Annotated in this window: 9 protein-coding genes; all 9 read left to right on the top strand. The window is 75.4% G+C overall.

Annotated elements, in window-relative coordinates; all coding sequences use genetic code 11:
• Positions 1-115 precede the first annotated feature (115 nt).
• Complete coding sequence (locus K1J50_RS11510) at positions 116-922, top strand: shikimate dehydrogenase family protein (RefSeq protein ID WP_220117857.1); 807 nt, start codon at positions 116-118, stop codon at positions 920-922.
• A gap of 46 nt (positions 923-968) precedes the next feature.
• Positions 969-2,411, top strand: coding sequence for an efflux transporter outer membrane subunit (locus tag K1J50_RS11505; RefSeq protein WP_255575208.1), 1,443 nt, complete (start codon positions 969-971; stop codon positions 2,409-2,411).
• 86 nt (positions 2,412-2,497) lie between these two features.
• Positions 2,498-3,763 (top strand): efflux RND transporter periplasmic adaptor subunit, encoded by a 1,266-nt coding sequence (locus K1J50_RS11500; RefSeq protein WP_220117856.1) that lies wholly within the window; start codon positions 2,498-2,500, stop codon positions 3,761-3,763.
• The gene (locus K1J50_RS11495; RefSeq protein WP_220117855.1) at positions 3,760-6,861 is read left to right on the top strand and encodes an efflux RND transporter permease subunit; all 3,102 of its coding nucleotides are present in this window, start codon (positions 3,760-3,762) and stop codon (positions 6,859-6,861) included. Before K1J50_RS11500 ends, K1J50_RS11495 begins: the two co-directional genes overlap by 4 nt.
• A gap of 13 nt (positions 6,862-6,874) precedes the next feature.
• A complete protein-coding gene (locus tag K1J50_RS11490; RefSeq protein ID WP_220117854.1) occupies positions 6,875-9,973 on the top strand; it encodes an efflux RND transporter permease subunit in 3,099 nt (1,032 codons plus the stop codon).
• Between the two features lie 101 nt (positions 9,974-10,074).
• Complete coding sequence (locus K1J50_RS11485) at positions 10,075-12,939, top strand: molybdopterin oxidoreductase family protein (RefSeq protein WP_220117853.1); 2,865 nt, start codon at positions 10,075-10,077, stop codon at positions 12,937-12,939.
• Between the two features lie 6 nt (positions 12,940-12,945).
• Positions 12,946-13,686, top strand: a complete 741-nt coding sequence (locus K1J50_RS11480) for a 4Fe-4S dicluster domain-containing protein (RefSeq protein WP_220117852.1) — start codon at positions 12,946-12,948, stop codon at positions 13,684-13,686.
• Positions 13,683-14,621, top strand: coding sequence for a dimethyl sulfoxide reductase anchor subunit family protein (locus K1J50_RS11475; protein WP_220117851.1), 939 nt, complete (start codon positions 13,683-13,685; stop codon positions 14,619-14,621). Before K1J50_RS11480 ends, K1J50_RS11475 begins: the two co-directional genes overlap by 4 nt.
• Positions 14,622-14,709: 88 nt before the next feature.
• Entirely contained in the window at positions 14,710-15,618 is a 909-nt protein-coding gene (locus K1J50_RS11470) for a TauD/TfdA dioxygenase family protein (protein WP_220117850.1), read from the top strand.
• The last annotated feature ends 12 nt before the right edge of the window (positions 15,619-15,630 follow it).

Raw genomic sequence — 15,630 nt, 5'->3', positions numbered from 1 at the left:
CGCCGGGGCGCGGGGGGCCCCTCCGGGCGGGGCCGGGCCCCCCGGGGGGCGCCCCGCCCGCGGCCGCGCGCATTCCCGCTCGCGCGCGCCCGGCGGGACCGGGGAGCGCACCTCCATGCTCGGCCACCTCGACGGCGCGACGCGGCTCTACCTGATCCTCGGCGACCCGATCGCGCAGGTGCGGTCGCCGGCCGGGCTGACGCGCCTGATGGCGGCGCGCGGGCACAACGGCGTGGTCGTGCCGGGCCATGTCGCGGCGGAGGACTTCGACGCCCTCGTCGCCGCGGCGAAGCGGCTGCGCAACCTCGACGGCATCGTCGTCACCGTGCCCCACAAGTTCGCCGCGGCGCGGCATTGCGACCGGCTGTCCGGGCGCGCTCGCCTGCTCGGCGCGGTCAACGTGCTGCGGCGCGAGGCGGACGGGCGCTGGGCCGGCGAGATGCTCGACGGCGCCGGCTTCGTCGCCGCGCTGCGCGCGGCGGGGGCCGAGCCCGCGGGGCGGCGCGCGCTGCTCGTCGGCGCGGGCGGCGCGGGCTCGGCGATCGGGGCGGAGCTGCTCGCGGCCGGCGTCGCCGCGCTCGCCATCCACGACACCGACCCGGCGCGGCGCGATGCGCTGATCGCGCGGCTGCGCGCGGCCTGGCCCGCGGTCCCGGTCGCCGCCGGCGGCGACGATCCGGCCGGCTTCACCCTGCTCGCCAACGCCACCCCCGCCGGGATGCGCCCGGGGGACCCGCCGCCGCTGCGCCTCGAGCGCATCGCGCCCGGGACGGCGGTCGGCGACGTCGTCACCGCGCCGGCGGCGACGCCGCTGGTCGCCGCGGCGCGCGCCCGCGGCTGCCCGGCCGCGACCGGGACGGCGATGTTCGAGGCCCAGGCGGCGCTGCTCGCCGACTTCCTGATGGGCGCGGCGCGGCCCTGACCGCTTCCCCTCCGCCGGGCGCCGTGGTTGCCTGCGCCTCCGTCCGATGATGGCTCGCCTCCGCGTCTGCTGCGGCCGCGCGCGGCGCGCGGCCCTGCCCTGCCTCGCGCTGCTGCCGCTGCTCGCGGGCTGCGGCCTGCTGCGGCCCGACCCGCTCGCCGCGGATGTCGCCCTGCCCGCCCGCTTCGGCGCGACGGCCGGGGCGCCGGAGCCGGCGCGCTGGCCGGAGCCGGAGTGGTGGCGCGGCTTCGGCGCGCCCGAGCTCGACGCCCTGATGGCGGCGGCGATGGCGGCGAATTTCGACCTCGCCGCCGCCGCCGCGCGGGTGCGCGAGGCCGACGCGCTGGTCCGCGTCGCCGGCGGCGCGCTGCTGCCCGCGGTGGATCTCTCGGCCGCGGCGACGCGCTCGCAGGCCGCGGCCTCGGGCAGCTTCGCGCGCCGCCGCGTCGGCTCGGCCGACAGCCTCGGCCTCGCCGCCAGCTACGAGGTGGACTTCTGGGGCCGCAACCGGGCCGCGCTGGACGCCGCCGGGCACGCCGCGGCGGCGCGCCGCCACGACCTCGGCACGGTGGCGCTCACCGCCCAGGCGGCGGTGGCGAACACCTACTTCGCGCTGCTCGCGGCGCAGGAGCAGGTGGCGATCCAGCAGGCGAACCTCGCCGCCGCCGCGCGGGTGCTCGACATCCTCCGCGAGCGGCTGGCGGTGGGCACGGCGACCGGGCTGCAGGTGGCGCAGCAGGAGACCGTCGTGGCGCAGCAGCGCGCGCTGCTGCCCGGCTTCCGGCTGCAGGTCGAGCAGAACCGCCACGCGCTCGCCCTGCTCACCGGCCGGGCGCCGGAGGCGATCGCGATCGAGGGCGGGGTGTTCAACCGCCTCCGGGTGCCGGAGGTGGCGCCCGGCCTGCCCGCGGAGCTGCTGCTGCGCCGCCCCGACGTGCTGGCGGCGGAAGCCGAGCTCGCGGCGCAGCAGGCCAATGTGGTGGTCGCCCGCGCCGCGCTGTTCCCGAGCATCCGCCTCACCGCCTCGGGCGGCTTCCAGAGCCTGGCGCTGGAGACGCTGCTGCGCCCCGAGTCGCAGCTCTTCAGTCTCGCCGCAGGCCTCACCGAGCCGATCTTCCGCGGCGGCGCCCTGCGCGCCCAGGTGACGGCCGAGCGGGCGCGGCAGGAGGAGCTGCTCGCGCTCTACCGCCGCGCCATCGTCAACGCCCTGGTGGACACCGAGAACGCCCTGGCCGCCCTGCGCCGCACCGCCGAGCAGGAACGGCTCCAGGCCGAGGCGGTGGCCACCGCCGAGCGGGCGAACGCGATCGCCGAGGAGCAGTTGCGCGCCGGAACGATAGACCTGGTCGCTCTGCTCCTCGCCCAGCAGAGCCTGTTCACGGCGCGCACCCTGCTGGTCCAGGCCCGCCTGGCGCGGCTGCAGGCGGCGGTCGGGCTGTTCCGGGCGCTCGGCGGGGGGTGGGGAACGGCCGGGACGATCCCCAGATAGGGAGGGCCGGGCGCCTCGCGCCGCCCGGGCGCGGCGGGGCCGGCCCTGCGCCGCGCGGTCCGGAGGAGTCGCCGAAGCTTTCGATGATGCGCCGGTCGGTTCTGATCGCGCTCGCCCTGCTCGGGCTGTCCGGCGCCGGCTACGGCGGCTGGTGGTTGTTGTCGCAGCGCAACGGGGGCGTCGAGACGGCCGCGGCCGCCGCCCCTGGGGCGGCGGTGCGCGGGCGCGGTGCCGGCGCGCCCGCCGTGCCGGTGACGGTCGTGGCGGCGGCGCGCCAGGACGTGCCGGTCCTGCTCGAGGCGCTGGGCACGGTGCAGGCCTCGGCGAGCGTCACCGTGCGGGCGCAGGTGGACGGCCAGCTGCTGGAGGTGCTGTTCCGCGAGGGCCAGGAGGTGCGGCAGGGCGAGGTGCTGGCGCGGATCGACCCGCGGCTCCACCAGGCCGCGCTCGACCAGGCGCTGGCGAAGAAGGCGCAGGACGAGGCGCTGCTCGCCAATGCGCGGCTCGACCTCGAGCGCTACACGCGCCTTGCGCGCAACGACGGCGTCTCGCGCCAGCAGCAGGACACGCAGCGCGCGCTGGTGGCGCAGCTCGAGGCGCAGGTCGCCGCCGACCAGGCGGCGATCGACACCGCGCGGACGCAGCTCTCCTTCACCGCCATCCGCGCCCCGATCGAGGGCCGGGTGGGCCTCAGGCTGGTGGACCCGGGCAACCTGGTGCGGGCGGGCGATGCCACCGGCATCGTCACCATCGCCCGGCTGCGGCCGATCCACGTCGTCTTCACCCTGCCGCAGCAGGAGATCGGGCGCGTGCTCGCGGCGATGGAGCGCGGTCCGGTGCCGGTCGAGGCGCGGCTGCGTGCCGGCGAGGACGCCCCGGTCGCGCGGGGCGTGCTGCTGACGCTCGACAACCAGGTGGACCCGGCGACCGGGACCATCCGGCTGAAGGCGGAATTCGCCAACGAGGACGGCCGGCTCTGGCCCGGCGCCTTCGTCGCGGTGCGGCTGCGCATCGAGACGCTCGACGACGTCACGACGGTGCCGCTGGTGGCCGTGCAGCGCGGGCCCGACGGGCCCTACGCCTTCGTCCTGCGGCCCGACCGGACGGTGGAGCAGCGCCCGCTCGAGCTCGGGGTGCAGACCGGGACCGTCGCCGTCGTCACGCGCGGCCTGCAGCCCGGGGAGCGCGTCGTCACCTCCGGCGCGCTGCGCCTGAACGACGGCGCGCGCGTCGCCGTCGCCGCCGAGGAGCCGGCGCCCCCGGGCGGGGAGCCGCCCGCCGCGCCGCGCCGCGGCCGCCCGCGCCAGGCGGCCGACGCCGCGCCGCCGCGGGCAGCCGCGTCCGCGCCGTGAACGTCTCCGCTCCCTTCATCCGCCGGCCCGTCGCCACCGGCCTGCTCGCGGTCGCGCTGCTGCTCGCCGGCCTGCTCGGCTACCTGCGCCTGCCGGTCTCGGCGCTGCCGGAGGTGGATTTCCCGACCATCGAGGTGACGACGCGGCTTCCCGGCGCCTCGCCGGAGACGGTGGCGGTGCTGGTCACCGCCCCGCTCGAGCGCCAGCTCGCGCAGATCGCCGGGCTCAGCGACATGATCTCGGTCAGCGGGCCGGGGATCAGCCGCATCACGCTGCAGTTCGCGCTCAGCCGCGACATAGACGACGCGGCCCAGGACGTGCAGGCGGCGATCGGCGCGGCGCGCGGCACGCTGCCCTCCGGCCTGCCCTACCCGCCGACCTACGCCAAGGTGAACCCGGCCGATCCGCCGATCATCACGCTGGCGCTGACCTCGAAGACGCTGCCGGTCCACCGCCTCAGCGACGCGGCGGACACGCTGCTCGCGCAGCGGCTGGCGCAGGTGAGCGGGGTGGGGCGCGTGGTGGTGCAGGGCAGCATGCGCCCGGCGGTGCGGCTGCAGGTGGACCCGCGGCGCCTCGCCGCCTACGGCCTGTCGCTCGAGGACGTGCGCCAGGCGGTCGCGGCGGCCAACGTCGCGACGCCGAAGGGCAGCCTGGACGGCCCGCGCCAGGCCTCGACGATCATGGCGAACGACCAGCTCCGCTCGGCCGAGGACTTCCGCGACCTGATCGTCGCCTGGCGCAACGGCGCGCCGGTCCGCCTGCGCGACGTCGGCACGGCGGTCGAGGACCTGGAGAACACGCTGAGCCGCGCCTGGTACGACGGCCGCCCGGCGGTGCTGCTCGACGTGCAGCGCCAGCCCGGCGCCAACATCGTCGAGACGGTGGCGGGCATCCGCGCGCAGCTCCGCGAGCTCGAGCGCGCCCTGCCGCCGGGCGCGACCCTCTCCGTCGTCGCCGACCGCACCGAGACGATCCGCGCCGGCGTGCGCGAGGTGCAGGCGAGCCTTGCCCTTGCCGTCGGGCTGGTGGTGGCGGTGATCTACCTGTTCCTGCGCAGCCTGCGCGCGACGCTGATCCCCGGCCTCGCCCTGCCGCTCTCGATCCTCGGCACCTTCGGGGTGATGGCGCTCGCCGGCTACTCGCTCAACAACCTCTCGCTGATGGCGCTGACCATCGCCGCCGGCTTCGTCGTGGACGACGCGATCGTGATGATCGAGAACATCGTCCGCCTGATCGAGGAGGGGAGGAAGCCGCTGGACGCCGCCTTCGCGGGCGCGCGGCAGATCGGCTTCACCATCCTCTCGCTCACCGTCTCGCTGGTGGCGGTGTTCATCCCGCTGCTGTTCATGCCGGGCGTGGTCGGGCGCCTGTTCCGGGAATTCGCGATGACGCTCTCGATCGCCGTCGTCGTCTCGATGGCGGTCTCGCTGACCCTGACGCCGATGATGTGCGGGCGCATGCTGCGCGCGACGGCGGAGGAGCGCCCGGGGCGGATCGCCCGCGCCGCGGGCCGCGCGATGGACGCGCTGCGCGACGCCTACGGGCGGAGCCTGGAGCGGACGCTGCGCCGCCAGGGGCCGATGCTCGCCTTCGCCGCGCTGACGCTGGGCGCGACGGTCTGGCTCTACGCCGCGATGCCCAAGGGGTTCTTGCCGGTGCAGGACACCGGGCTGATCGTCGCCACGGTCGAGGCGCCGGAGGACGCCTCCTTCGCCCGCGTGGTCGAGTTCCAGCGCGCGGTGGCGGAGGCGATCGCCGCCGATCCCGCCGTCGCGGCGACCGCCTCGGTGGCGGGGGCGGGAAGCGCCGGGCTGGCGCCGAACACCGGCCGCATCACCGCGGTGCTGCACCCGCGCGAGCGGCGCGGCGAGGAGGTGCGGGCGGTGATCGCGCGGCTGCAGCCCGTGCTCGACGCGATCCCGGGCGTGGTCGTGCACCTGCAGCCGGTGCAGGACATCACCGTCGGCGCGCGGCCGGGCAGCACGCCCTACCAGTACACGCTGATGGACCCCGACCCGGCGACGCTCGCCGTCTTCGCGCCGCGGCTGCAGGCGCGGCTCGCCGCGCTGCCGGAGCTGCGCGACGTCGCCTCCGACCAGCGCGACGGGGGCCTGCGCATCACCGTCGAGGTCGACCGCGACCGCGCCGGGCGGCTCGGCGTCACCATGCAGGCGGTGGACGACGTGCTCTACAGCGCCTTCGGCCAGCGCCAGATCTCGACCATCTACGGCCAGGCCAACCAGTACCGGGTGGTGCTGGAGGCGGCGCCGGAGCTGCGCGACGACCCGGCGCTGATCGGCCAGCTCCGCGTGCCCGCGGAGGGCGGCGCGGCGCAGGTGCCGCTCGCCGAGATCGCGCGCATCGGCCGCGCCGCGGGGCCGCTTGTGATCACGCGCCAGGCGCAGTTCCCGGCGGTCACGCTCGGCTTCGACCTCGCGCCCGGGGTCTCGCTCGGCCGCGCGGTCGCCGCGATCCGCGCGGCCGAGGCGGAGATCGGCATGCCGGAGACGACGACCGCGAGCTTCGCCGGCGACGCGGCGGAGTTCCAGCGCGCGCTCGCCGGGCAGCCCTGGCTGATCCTCGCCGCGGTGGTCGCGATCTACATCGTGCTCGGCATGCTCTACGAGAGCGTGCTCCACCCGCTCACCATCCTCTCCACGCTGCCCTCGGCCGGCATCGGCGCGCTGCTCGCGCTCCGGATGCTCGGGCTTGACCTCTCCGTGGTCGGGATCATCGGCATCCTGCTGCTGATGGGCATCGTGAAGAAGAACGCGATCATGATGATCGACTTCGCGCTCGAGGCGCAGCGGGAGCGCGGCCTCGCGCCGCGCGCGGCGATCGCCGAGGCGGCCGTGAAGCGCTTCCGCCCGATCATGATGACGACCGTGGCCGCGCTGCTCGGCGCGGTGCCGCTCGTCCTGGCGCACGGGCCGGGGTCGGAGCTGCGCATCCCGCTCGGCGTCTCGGTGATCGGCGGGCTGCTGCTCTCGCAGGTGATCACCCTCTACACCACGCCGGCGATCTACCTTGCGCTGGAGCGGCTGCGCGCCTCGCTGGCGCGCGGCGGCCGCCGGGCGGTCGCGCCGGCGGAGTAGCGGCGCGGGCGCCATGTCCCTCTCCGAACCCTTCATCCGCCGCCCCATCGCGACGGCGCTGTTCGCGCTCGGCGTCGCGCTGGCCGGGCTCGTCGCCTACTTCGCGCTGCCGATCGCGCCGCTGCCGCGCGTGGACCTGCCGACCATCGTCGTCCAGGCGAACCAGCCGGGCGCGGACCCCGCGACCATGGCCGCCTCCGTCGCCGCGCCGCTCGAGCGCCACCTCGGCGCCATCGCCGGGGTGACGGAGATGACCTCGACCTCCTCGCTCGGCACCACCCAGATCGCGGTGCAGTTCGACCTCTCGCGCAGCATCGAGGGCGCGGCGCGCGACGTGCAGGCGGCGATCAGCGCCGCCGGCGCCGACCTGCCGGCCGACCTGCCGAACCCGCCGCGCTTCTACAAGGCGAACCCGGCCGACGCGCCGGTGCTGATCATGGCGCTGACCTCCGACACGGTGCCGCCCGGCGCGGTGTACGACGCGGCCGACACCCTCCTGGCGCAGCACATCGCGCGGGTCCCGGGGGTGAGCCGCGTCGCGATCGGCGGGTCGGAGCAGCCGGCGATCCGTGTCTCCGTCGACCCGCTGGCGGCGAACGCGGCCGGCGTCTCGCTCGAGCAGATCCGCCAGGCGATCCGCGCCGCCAACGTCACCCAGCCGACCGGCCTGGTGGACGGCCGCGACCAGGCGGCGGCGATCGCGGTGAACGACCGCCTGACCGCGCCCGGGGAGTTCGGCGCCATCGTCCTCCGCGCCGCGCAGGGCGCGGTGGTGCGGCTCGCCGACGTCGCGGAGGTCGCGCTCGACGTGCGCGACCGGCGCCAGGGCGGCTCCTTCGACGGGCGGCCGGCCGTGCTCGTCCTGGTCTTCAAGCAGGCCGACGCCAACGTGATCGAGGTGGTGGACGGCGTCCGCGCGCTGCTGCCGCGGCTCGAGCGCTGGCTGCCCGCCGGCGTGCAGATGCGCGTCGTCCGCGACCGCACCGAGACCATCCGCGCCAGCGTGCGCGAGGTGCAGCACGCGCTGCTGATCGCCGTCGCGCTGGTCGTCGGGGTGGTGGCGCTGTTCCTGCGCCGCGCCTCGGCGGTCGCGGCCGCGGGGACGGCGGTGCCGCTCTCGCTGCTCGGCACCTTCGCGGCGATGTGGCTGCTGGGCTACTCGCTCAACAACCTGACGCTGATGGCGCTCACCATCTCGGTCGGCTTCGTCGTGGACGATGCGATCGTGATGATCGAGAACATGGCGCGGCTGCGCGGGCGCGGGATGGAGCCGCTGCGCGCCGCGCTCGAGGGCGCGCGGCAGATCGGCTTCACCGTGCTCTCGATCACCCTCTCGCTGATCGCGGTGTTCGTCCCGCTGCTGTTCATGGGCGGCGTCACGGGGCGGATGCTGCGGGAGTTCTCCGCCGTGCTGGCGATCGCGGTGGCGATCTCGGGCGTCGTCTCGCTGACCCTGACGCCGGCCATGGCCGCGCATCTCGGGCGCGGCGGCCCGCCGCCGCCCCCGGGCCTGCTCGAGTGCGGCTTCGAGGCGGCGATGGGGGCGCTGACGCGCGGCTACGTGCGGAGCCTCGCCTGGACGCTCCGCTTCCGCCGCACGATGGTGGCGCTGACGGTGGCGCTGGTCGGCGTGACGGTCTGGCTCTACGTCGTCGTGCCCAAGGGCTTCATCCCGGAACAGGACACCGGCCTGATCTTCGGCGGCACCGTCGCCGCCCCCGACATCTCCTTCCAGGCGATGCAGGCGCTGCAGGAGCGGGTGGTGCAGGTGCTGCTGCGCGACCCGGCGGTCGCGGCGGTCGGCTCGCAGATCGGCACCGGCGGCGGCAACGCCTCGGTCAGCCGGGGGCGGCTGTTCGTCTCGCTCAAGCCGGTGGAGGAGCGCGGCGGGGCGACGGCGCGGCAGGTGGTGGACCGGCTGCGCCGGCCGCTGTCGCAGATCCCGGGCATCCAGACCTTCCTGCGCCCGGTGCAGGACGTCTGGATCGGCGGGCGCGCGAGCAACGCCTCCTACCAGTACGTGCTGCTCTCGCCCGACCTCGAGGCGCTCGGCACCTGGTCGGAGGCGCTGCTGCGCAGGCTGCGCGAGCTGCCGGAGGTGGCCGACGTCAGCAGCGACCAGGAGCGCACCGGCCTCGTCGCCCGCGCCGTGATCGACCGCGAGGCGGCGGCGCGGCTGGGCGTCAGCGTCGCGGCGATCGACGCGGCGCTGAACGACGCCTTCGCGCAGCGCCAGGTCTCGACGATCTACCGCAGCCGCAACCAGTACCGCGTGGTGCTGGAGGTGGACCCGCGCCTCGCGCAGCACCCGGAGCAGCTCGCCGGCATCTGGGTGCCGAGCGCGACCGGCGCGCAGGTGCCGCTCGGCGCGCTGGTGCGGGTGGAGCGGACGACGGCGCCGCTCTCGGTGACGCATCAGGGCCAGTTCCCGGCGGCGACGCTGAGCTTCAACCTCGCCCCGGGGGTCGCGCTCGACCGCGCCATGGCGGCGGTGGAGCGGGCGGCGTTGGAGATCGGCATGCCGCCCGAGGTGCGGGGGGAGTTCGCCGGCAATGCCCGCGCCGCGCAGGCGCAGAACCGCGACCAGGTGCTGCTGATCCTCGCCGCCGCGGTCGCGATCTACATCGTGCTCGGCGTGCTCTACGAGCACCTGCTGCACCCGCTGACCATCCTCTCCACCCTGCCGACGGCCGGCATCGGCGCCCTGCTTGCGATGCTCGCGACCGGCACGCCGTTCACGCTGATCTCGCTGATCGGGGTGCTCCTGCTGATGGGCATCGTGAAGAAGAACGGCATCATGATGGTGGACTTCGCGCTGGAGCACGAGCGGACGGAGGGGATCGGCGGGCGGGAGGCTATCCTCGCCGCCTGCCGCGAGCGCTTCCGCCCGATCCTGATGACGACGCTGGCGGCGATGCTCGGCGCGGTGCCGCTCGCCCTCGCCTCGGGCGCCGGGGCGGAGCTGCGCCAGCCGCTCGGCATCGCCATCATCGGCGGGCTGGCGCTGTCGCAGGTCCTGACCCTCTACACCACCCCCGCCGTCTATCTCGCCTTCGACGGCCTCGGCCGCCGGCGGCGGGCCGGGCGCCCCCTGCCCGCGCCCGCGGAATGACCGCGCCGGGGCGGCCTCGCCCGGCCCGCGGCCCCGGGCCGCCGTTTGCCCTCGGCGCCGGTTCGTGGCCTACTCCGCCCCGGTCAGCGCAAGGAGCGGGAATGGACGGGAGCCAGCGGTCCCGGCGGGGCGAGGCGCCGGCGGAGCGCATCGAGTACTCGCGCCCGGTCGGCGACGAGGTGAAGCACACCACCTGCTACATGTGCGCCTGCCGCTGCGGCATCCGCGTGCACCTCAAGGGCGGGCGCATCCGCTACATCGAGGGCAACCCGGACCATCCGGTCAACCGCGGCGTGCTCTGCGGCAAGGGCTCCGCCGGGATCATGAACCACTACGCGCCGGCGCGGCTGCGCGCGCCGCTCAAGCGCGTGGGCGAGCGCGGCTCGGGCGAGTTCGCCGAGATCTCCTGGGACGAGGCGATGGAGATCGCCACCGGCTGGCTCCGGCGCGTGCGCGAGACCGACCCGCGCCGGCTCGCCTTCTTCACCGGGCGCGACCAGAGCCAGTCGCTCACCGGCTTCTGGGCGGCGCAGTTCGGCACGCCGAATTTCGCCGCCCACGGCGGGTTCTGCTCGGTGAACATGGCGGCGGGCGGGATGTACACCGTCGGCGGCTCGTTCTGGGAGTTCGGCGAGCCGGACTGGGAGCGCACGAAGTACCTGATGATGTTCGGCGTGGCGGAGGACCACGACTCGAACCCGATCAAGCTCGGCCTCGCCGGGCTGAAGGCGCGCGGGGCGAAGTTCGTCTCGGTCAACCCGGTGCGCACCGGCTACTCGGCGGTGGCGGACGAGTGGATCGGCATCCGCCCCGGCACGGACGGGCTGTTCGTGATGGCGCTGATCCACGAGCTGCTGCGCGCCGGCCGCGTGGATGCCGAATTCCTCGTCCGCTACACCAACGCCCCCTGGCTGGTGGTGCGCAACCCCGGCGGCCCGGACGACGGCCTGTTCGCGCGCGACGAGGCGGGAAGGCCGCTCGCCTGGGACCGCGCGCGCGGCGCATTGGACGCGGCGACGCCGGGGATGCAGCCGGTGCTGGTCGGCGAGTTCGCCCTGCCCGACGGGCGCCGCGCCCAGCCCGTGTTCCACCTGATGGCGGCGCGCTACCTCGGCGCCGAGTACGCGCCGGAGGCGGTGGCGGAACGCTGCGGCGTGAGCGCGGAGCGCATCCGCCGCATCGCCGCCGAGCTCGCCGCGGTCGCGTTCGACCAGGCGATCGTGCTCGACCAGCCGTGGACCGACACGCTCGGCCGGCGGCACGAGACTATGCTCGGCCGCCCCGTCGCCTTCCACGCGATGCGCGGCATCTCGGCCCACTCCAACGGCTTCCATACCTGCCGCGCGCTGCACATCCTGCAGATGCTGCTCGGCGCGGTGGATACGCCGGGCTCCTGGCGCTACAAGTCGCCCTTCCCGCGGCCGATCCCGCCCGGGCCGGGGCCGGCCGGCAGGAGCGTCGCGCCGAACACGCCGATCGCGGGCAACCTGCTCGCCTTCCCGCACGGCCCCGACGACCTGCTGGTGGACGAGGCCGGCAACCCGCTGCGCGTGGACAAGGCCTTCTCCTGGGAGGCGCCGCTCGGCCTGCACGGGCTGATGCACACGGTGATCGGCAACGCCGCCGCCGGCGATCCCTATCCGATCGACACGCTGTTCCTGTTCATGGCGAACATGGCCTGGAACAGCGCGATGAACCCGGGCGAGGTCACGCGCCTCCTGACCGCGCGGCGGCCGGACGGCGAGTATGTCATCCCGCACGTCATCTACGCCGACGCCTACTTCTCCGAGACGGTCCCCTACGCCGACCTGGTCCTGCCCGACACCACCTATCTCGAGCGCTGGGACTGCATCTCGCTGCTCGACCGTCCGATCGGCAGCGCCCACGGCGCGGGCGACGCGATCCGCCAGCCGGTGGTGAAGCCCGACCGCGACGTGCGCCCCTTCCAGGACGTGCTGATCGAGCTCGGCGCGCGGCTCGGCCTGCCCGCCTTCGTGAAGGAGGACGGCAGCCCGCGCTTCCGGGACTACCCGGACTACATCGTCAACCACGAGCGCGCGCCGGGGATCGGCCCGCTCGCCGGCTGGCGCGGCCGGGACGGCAGCGCGAAGGGGGTCGGCGAGCCGAACCCGGACCAGCTCCGCCGCTACGTCGAGAACGGCTGCTTCTGGCGCGACCACCTGCCGCCGGAGCAGCTCTACTACAAGCACGCCAACCGGGCCTATCTCGAGGGCGCGAAGGCGATGGGACTGATCGGCAAGGCGGAGCAGATCGTGCTGCAGATATGGTCCGAGCCGCTGCAGAAGTTCCGCCTCGCCGCCGAGGGCCACGGCGCGAGGCAGCCGCCCGAACGCCTGCGCGAGCGCGTGCGCACCTACTGCGACCCGCTGCCGATCTGGTACCCGCCGCTCGAGCACGCGGGCCAGGACCTCGCGCAGTTCCCGCTCTCCGCGGTGACGCAGCGGCCGATGGCGATGTACCATTCGTGGGGCTCGATGAACGCCTGGCTGCGGCAGATCCACGGCGCCAACCGCCTCTACATGCACCGCGCCACCGCCGAGCGCCTGGGCCTCGCCCAGGACGACTGGGTGTGGGTGACGAGCCGCGCCGGGCGGGTGCGCTGCCAGGTCACGCTGATGGAGGGCGTGAGCCCGGACACGGTCTGGACCTGGAACGCCATCGGCAAGCGCGCCGGCGCGTGGCAGCTGGCCGAGGACGCGCCGGAAGCCACGCAGGGCTTCCTGCTGAACCACGCGATCAGCGAGTGGCTGCCGGCGCAGGAGGGGCCGCGCCTCGCCAACGCCGATCCCGTCACCGGCCAGGCCGCGTGGTACGACCTGCGCGTGCGCGTCGAGAAGTGCGCGCCCGAGGAGGCTGGCGCGACCGCGCCGCGCCCGCCGCCGCTGCGCGCGCCGGCGCATCTGCCGCCGCCGCCCGCCCTGCTCCGCTACAACGCCGGACCCTGACGCACCGTGACCAGCCTGCCGGACCCCGCGCCGGGCGCGAAGAAGCTCGGCCTCGTCATCGACCTCGACACCTGCGTCGGCTGCCATGCCTGCGCGGTCAACTGCAAGGAGTGGAACACCAGCGGCCACCTCGCGCCGCTGCCCGACTTCAACCCCTACGCCGCCGGCGCCGAGGGCGTGTGGTTCAACCGCGTGCACGCCTACGAGGCGGGCGAGGGCGAGGCGGGGCGCACCGTGCACTTCCCGCGCTCCTGCCTGCACTGCGAGCAGCCGGCCTGTGTCACCGTCTGCCCGACCGGCGCCTCCTACAAGCGCGCCGAGGACGGCATCGTGCTGGTCAACCCGGAGACCTGCATCGGCTGCGGCCTCTGCGCCTGGGCCTGCCCCTACGGCGCGCGCGAGCTGGACGAGGACGCGGGCGTGATGAAGAAGTGCACGCTCTGCATCGACCGCATCTACAACGAGACCATCCCCGAGGCGCAGCGCCAGCCCGCCTGCGTGCTGACCTGCCCCGCGCGCGCGCGCCATTTCGGCGACCTCGGCGACCCGGAGAGCGCGGTGTCGCGGCTGGTGCGCGAGCGCGGAGGCTACGACCTGATGCCGGAGATGGGCTACCGGCCGGTCAACAAGTACCTGCCGCCGCGCCGGCGCGCCGTCGCCGGCGCGCCGCCGCAGGAGGCGGCACCGCGCGCGGAGGAGATCGCGAATCCGCTGCTGCGCTGGGTGGACAGGGTACTGTCGCGATGAGGCCGGCGCCGTCCATCGTCGTCTTCACCACCCTCTCCGGCGCCGGCTACGGCCTGCTGTTCTGGCTCGGCCTGCTGCGCCCGCTGGGGCTGGTGCCGGGGGACGCACCCTTCGCCGTGGCGGCGCTGCTGCTGGCGCTGGCGCTGGTCACCGCCGGGCTGCTGTCCTCCCTCGCGCATCTCGGCCATCCCGGGCGCGCCTGGCGCGCGCTGTCGCAGTGGCGCTCCTCCTGGCTGTCGCGCGAGGGCGTGGCGGCGGTGGCGACCTACGTGCCGGCCGGGCTGCTGTTGCCCGCGCTGCTCCTCGGCTGGCAGGGGGCGGCGGCGGCGCTCGGCCTGCTCGCCGCCGCGGGCGCGGCCGCGACCGTCTATTGCACCGGCATGATCTACGCATCGCTGAAGCCGGTGCGGGAGTGGCGGCATCCGCTGGTGGTGCCGGGCTATCTGCTCCTCGCCGCGTTCAGCGGCGCGGCGCTGCTCGCCATGCTGGGTGCCTTCCGCGGCGACGGCGCGGCGCCGATGGCGCTCGCCATCCTCGCCGGCGCCGCCGGTTTCGCGCTGAAGCGCGCCTACTGGCGCGGAATCGATGCCGCCCCGCCGGTCGCCACGCCGGAGAGCGCGACCGGCCTCGGCGTCATCGGCACGGTGCGGACCCTCGACCCGCCGCACACCGAGACCAACTACCTGCTGCGCGAGATGGGCTTCCGCATCGCCCGCAGGCACGCCGCGCGGCTGCGGCGGGTCGCGCTCGCCGCCGGCTTCGCCGCCCCCATCGCGCTGCTCCTGCTCGCGCTGCCCGCGGGCGGCGCCGCCGCGGCGGCGCTGGCGACGCTCGCCGCCGCGCTCGCCCTCCTCGGCCTGCTCGTCGAGCGCTGGCTGATGTTCGCCGAGGCGACGCACACCGTCACGCTCTACTATCCGCCCTCGGCGCGCTGAGGCCGCCGCCGCTTGCCGGCGCCCGCGGCCGCGGTCTAGCCTCTGGCGCGGGCGGGCGCGGCCGCCCGCGCGGGAGGGAGACGGAGCCATGGTCACGATCGAGCCGACCGGCCGGATCCTGGGCGCGACCGTGCGGGGCGCCGACCTTTCGCGGCCGCTCGGCGAGGAGGATTTCGCCGCCGTCCTCGCCGCGCTCGGCCGCTACGGCGTGCTGCGCTTCCCGGCGCAGAGGATCGATTCGGCCGCGCTGCGCGACTTCTCGCGGCGCTTCGGCAGCATCCAGACCTCGGTCACCGGCCGCCACCACGATCCGGAGGTGCCGGAGGTCGGCATCCTCTCCAACATCAAGGTCGACGGGGAGTACATCGGCATCCCCGACGCGGGCCAGGACTGGCACACCGACATGTCCTACCGCGACCTGATGGGCTTCGTGAACGTGCTCTACGCGGTGAAGGTGCCGCGCCGCGACGGCAGGCCGCTCGGCAACACCCTGTTCGCCAACATGCACGCGGCCTACGAGGCGCTCGACCCGGACCTGAAGGCGCGCCTTGCGGGCATGACCGCGACCCACGACTTCAACAAGTTCTGGGACAGGATGCGCGCGCGCGAGGGCAGCACCCGCCCGCCGCTGACGCCGGAGCAGCGCGCCAAGCGCCCGCCCGCCGTGCACCCGGTCTTCCTCACCCACCCGCTCACGGGGCGCAAGGTGCTCTACTGCAACCCGGGCTACGCGGTGCGCATCAACGAGCTCGACCCGGCGGAGAGCGAGCGGGTGCTGGAGCGGCTGTTCGCCCACCAGCTCGAGCCGCGCTTCCTCTACACCCATGTCTGGACCGAGGGCGACGTGCTGGTGTGGGACAATCTCGGCACGCTGCACAACGCGGTGCCGGACTACGGCCCGGAGGAGCATCGCCTGATGAAGCGCTGCCAGGTGCTGGCGGACCGCGTGTTCCGCCCCGGCTTCCTGCCGCCGTCGCCGCGCGCGCCGGCGGCGTAGCGGGAGGAGGGG

The organism is Caldovatus aquaticus (assembly GCF_019458025.1).
GTDB lineage: Bacteria > Pseudomonadota > Alphaproteobacteria > Acetobacterales > Acetobacteraceae > Caldovatus > Caldovatus aquaticus.
This window is presented reverse-complemented; position numbering and strand designations above follow the sequence as displayed.

Excerpts from the sequence above, each read along its gene's own strand:
- K1J50_RS11490 (WP_220117854.1), top strand. The coding sequence starts at position 6,875 with ATGTCCCTCTCCGAACCCTTCATCCGCCGCCCCATCGCGACGGCGCTG.
- K1J50_RS11505 (WP_255575208.1), top strand. The coding sequence starts at position 969 with ATGATGGCTCGCCTCCGCGTCTGCTGCGGCCGCGCGCGGCGCGCGGCC.
- K1J50_RS11510 (WP_220117857.1), top strand. The coding sequence starts at position 116 with ATGCTCGGCCACCTCGACGGCGCGACGCGGCTCTACCTGATCCTCGGC.
- K1J50_RS11475 (WP_220117851.1), top strand. The coding sequence starts at position 13,683 with ATGAGGCCGGCGCCGTCCATCGTCGTCTTCACCACCCTCTCCGGCGCC.
- K1J50_RS11500 (WP_220117856.1), top strand. The coding sequence starts at position 2,498 with ATGCGCCGGTCGGTTCTGATCGCGCTCGCCCTGCTCGGGCTGTCCGGC.
- K1J50_RS11485 (WP_220117853.1), top strand. The coding sequence starts at position 10,075 with ATGGACGGGAGCCAGCGGTCCCGGCGGGGCGAGGCGCCGGCGGAGCGC.
- K1J50_RS11470 (WP_220117850.1), top strand. The coding sequence starts at position 14,710 with ATGGTCACGATCGAGCCGACCGGCCGGATCCTGGGCGCGACCGTGCGG.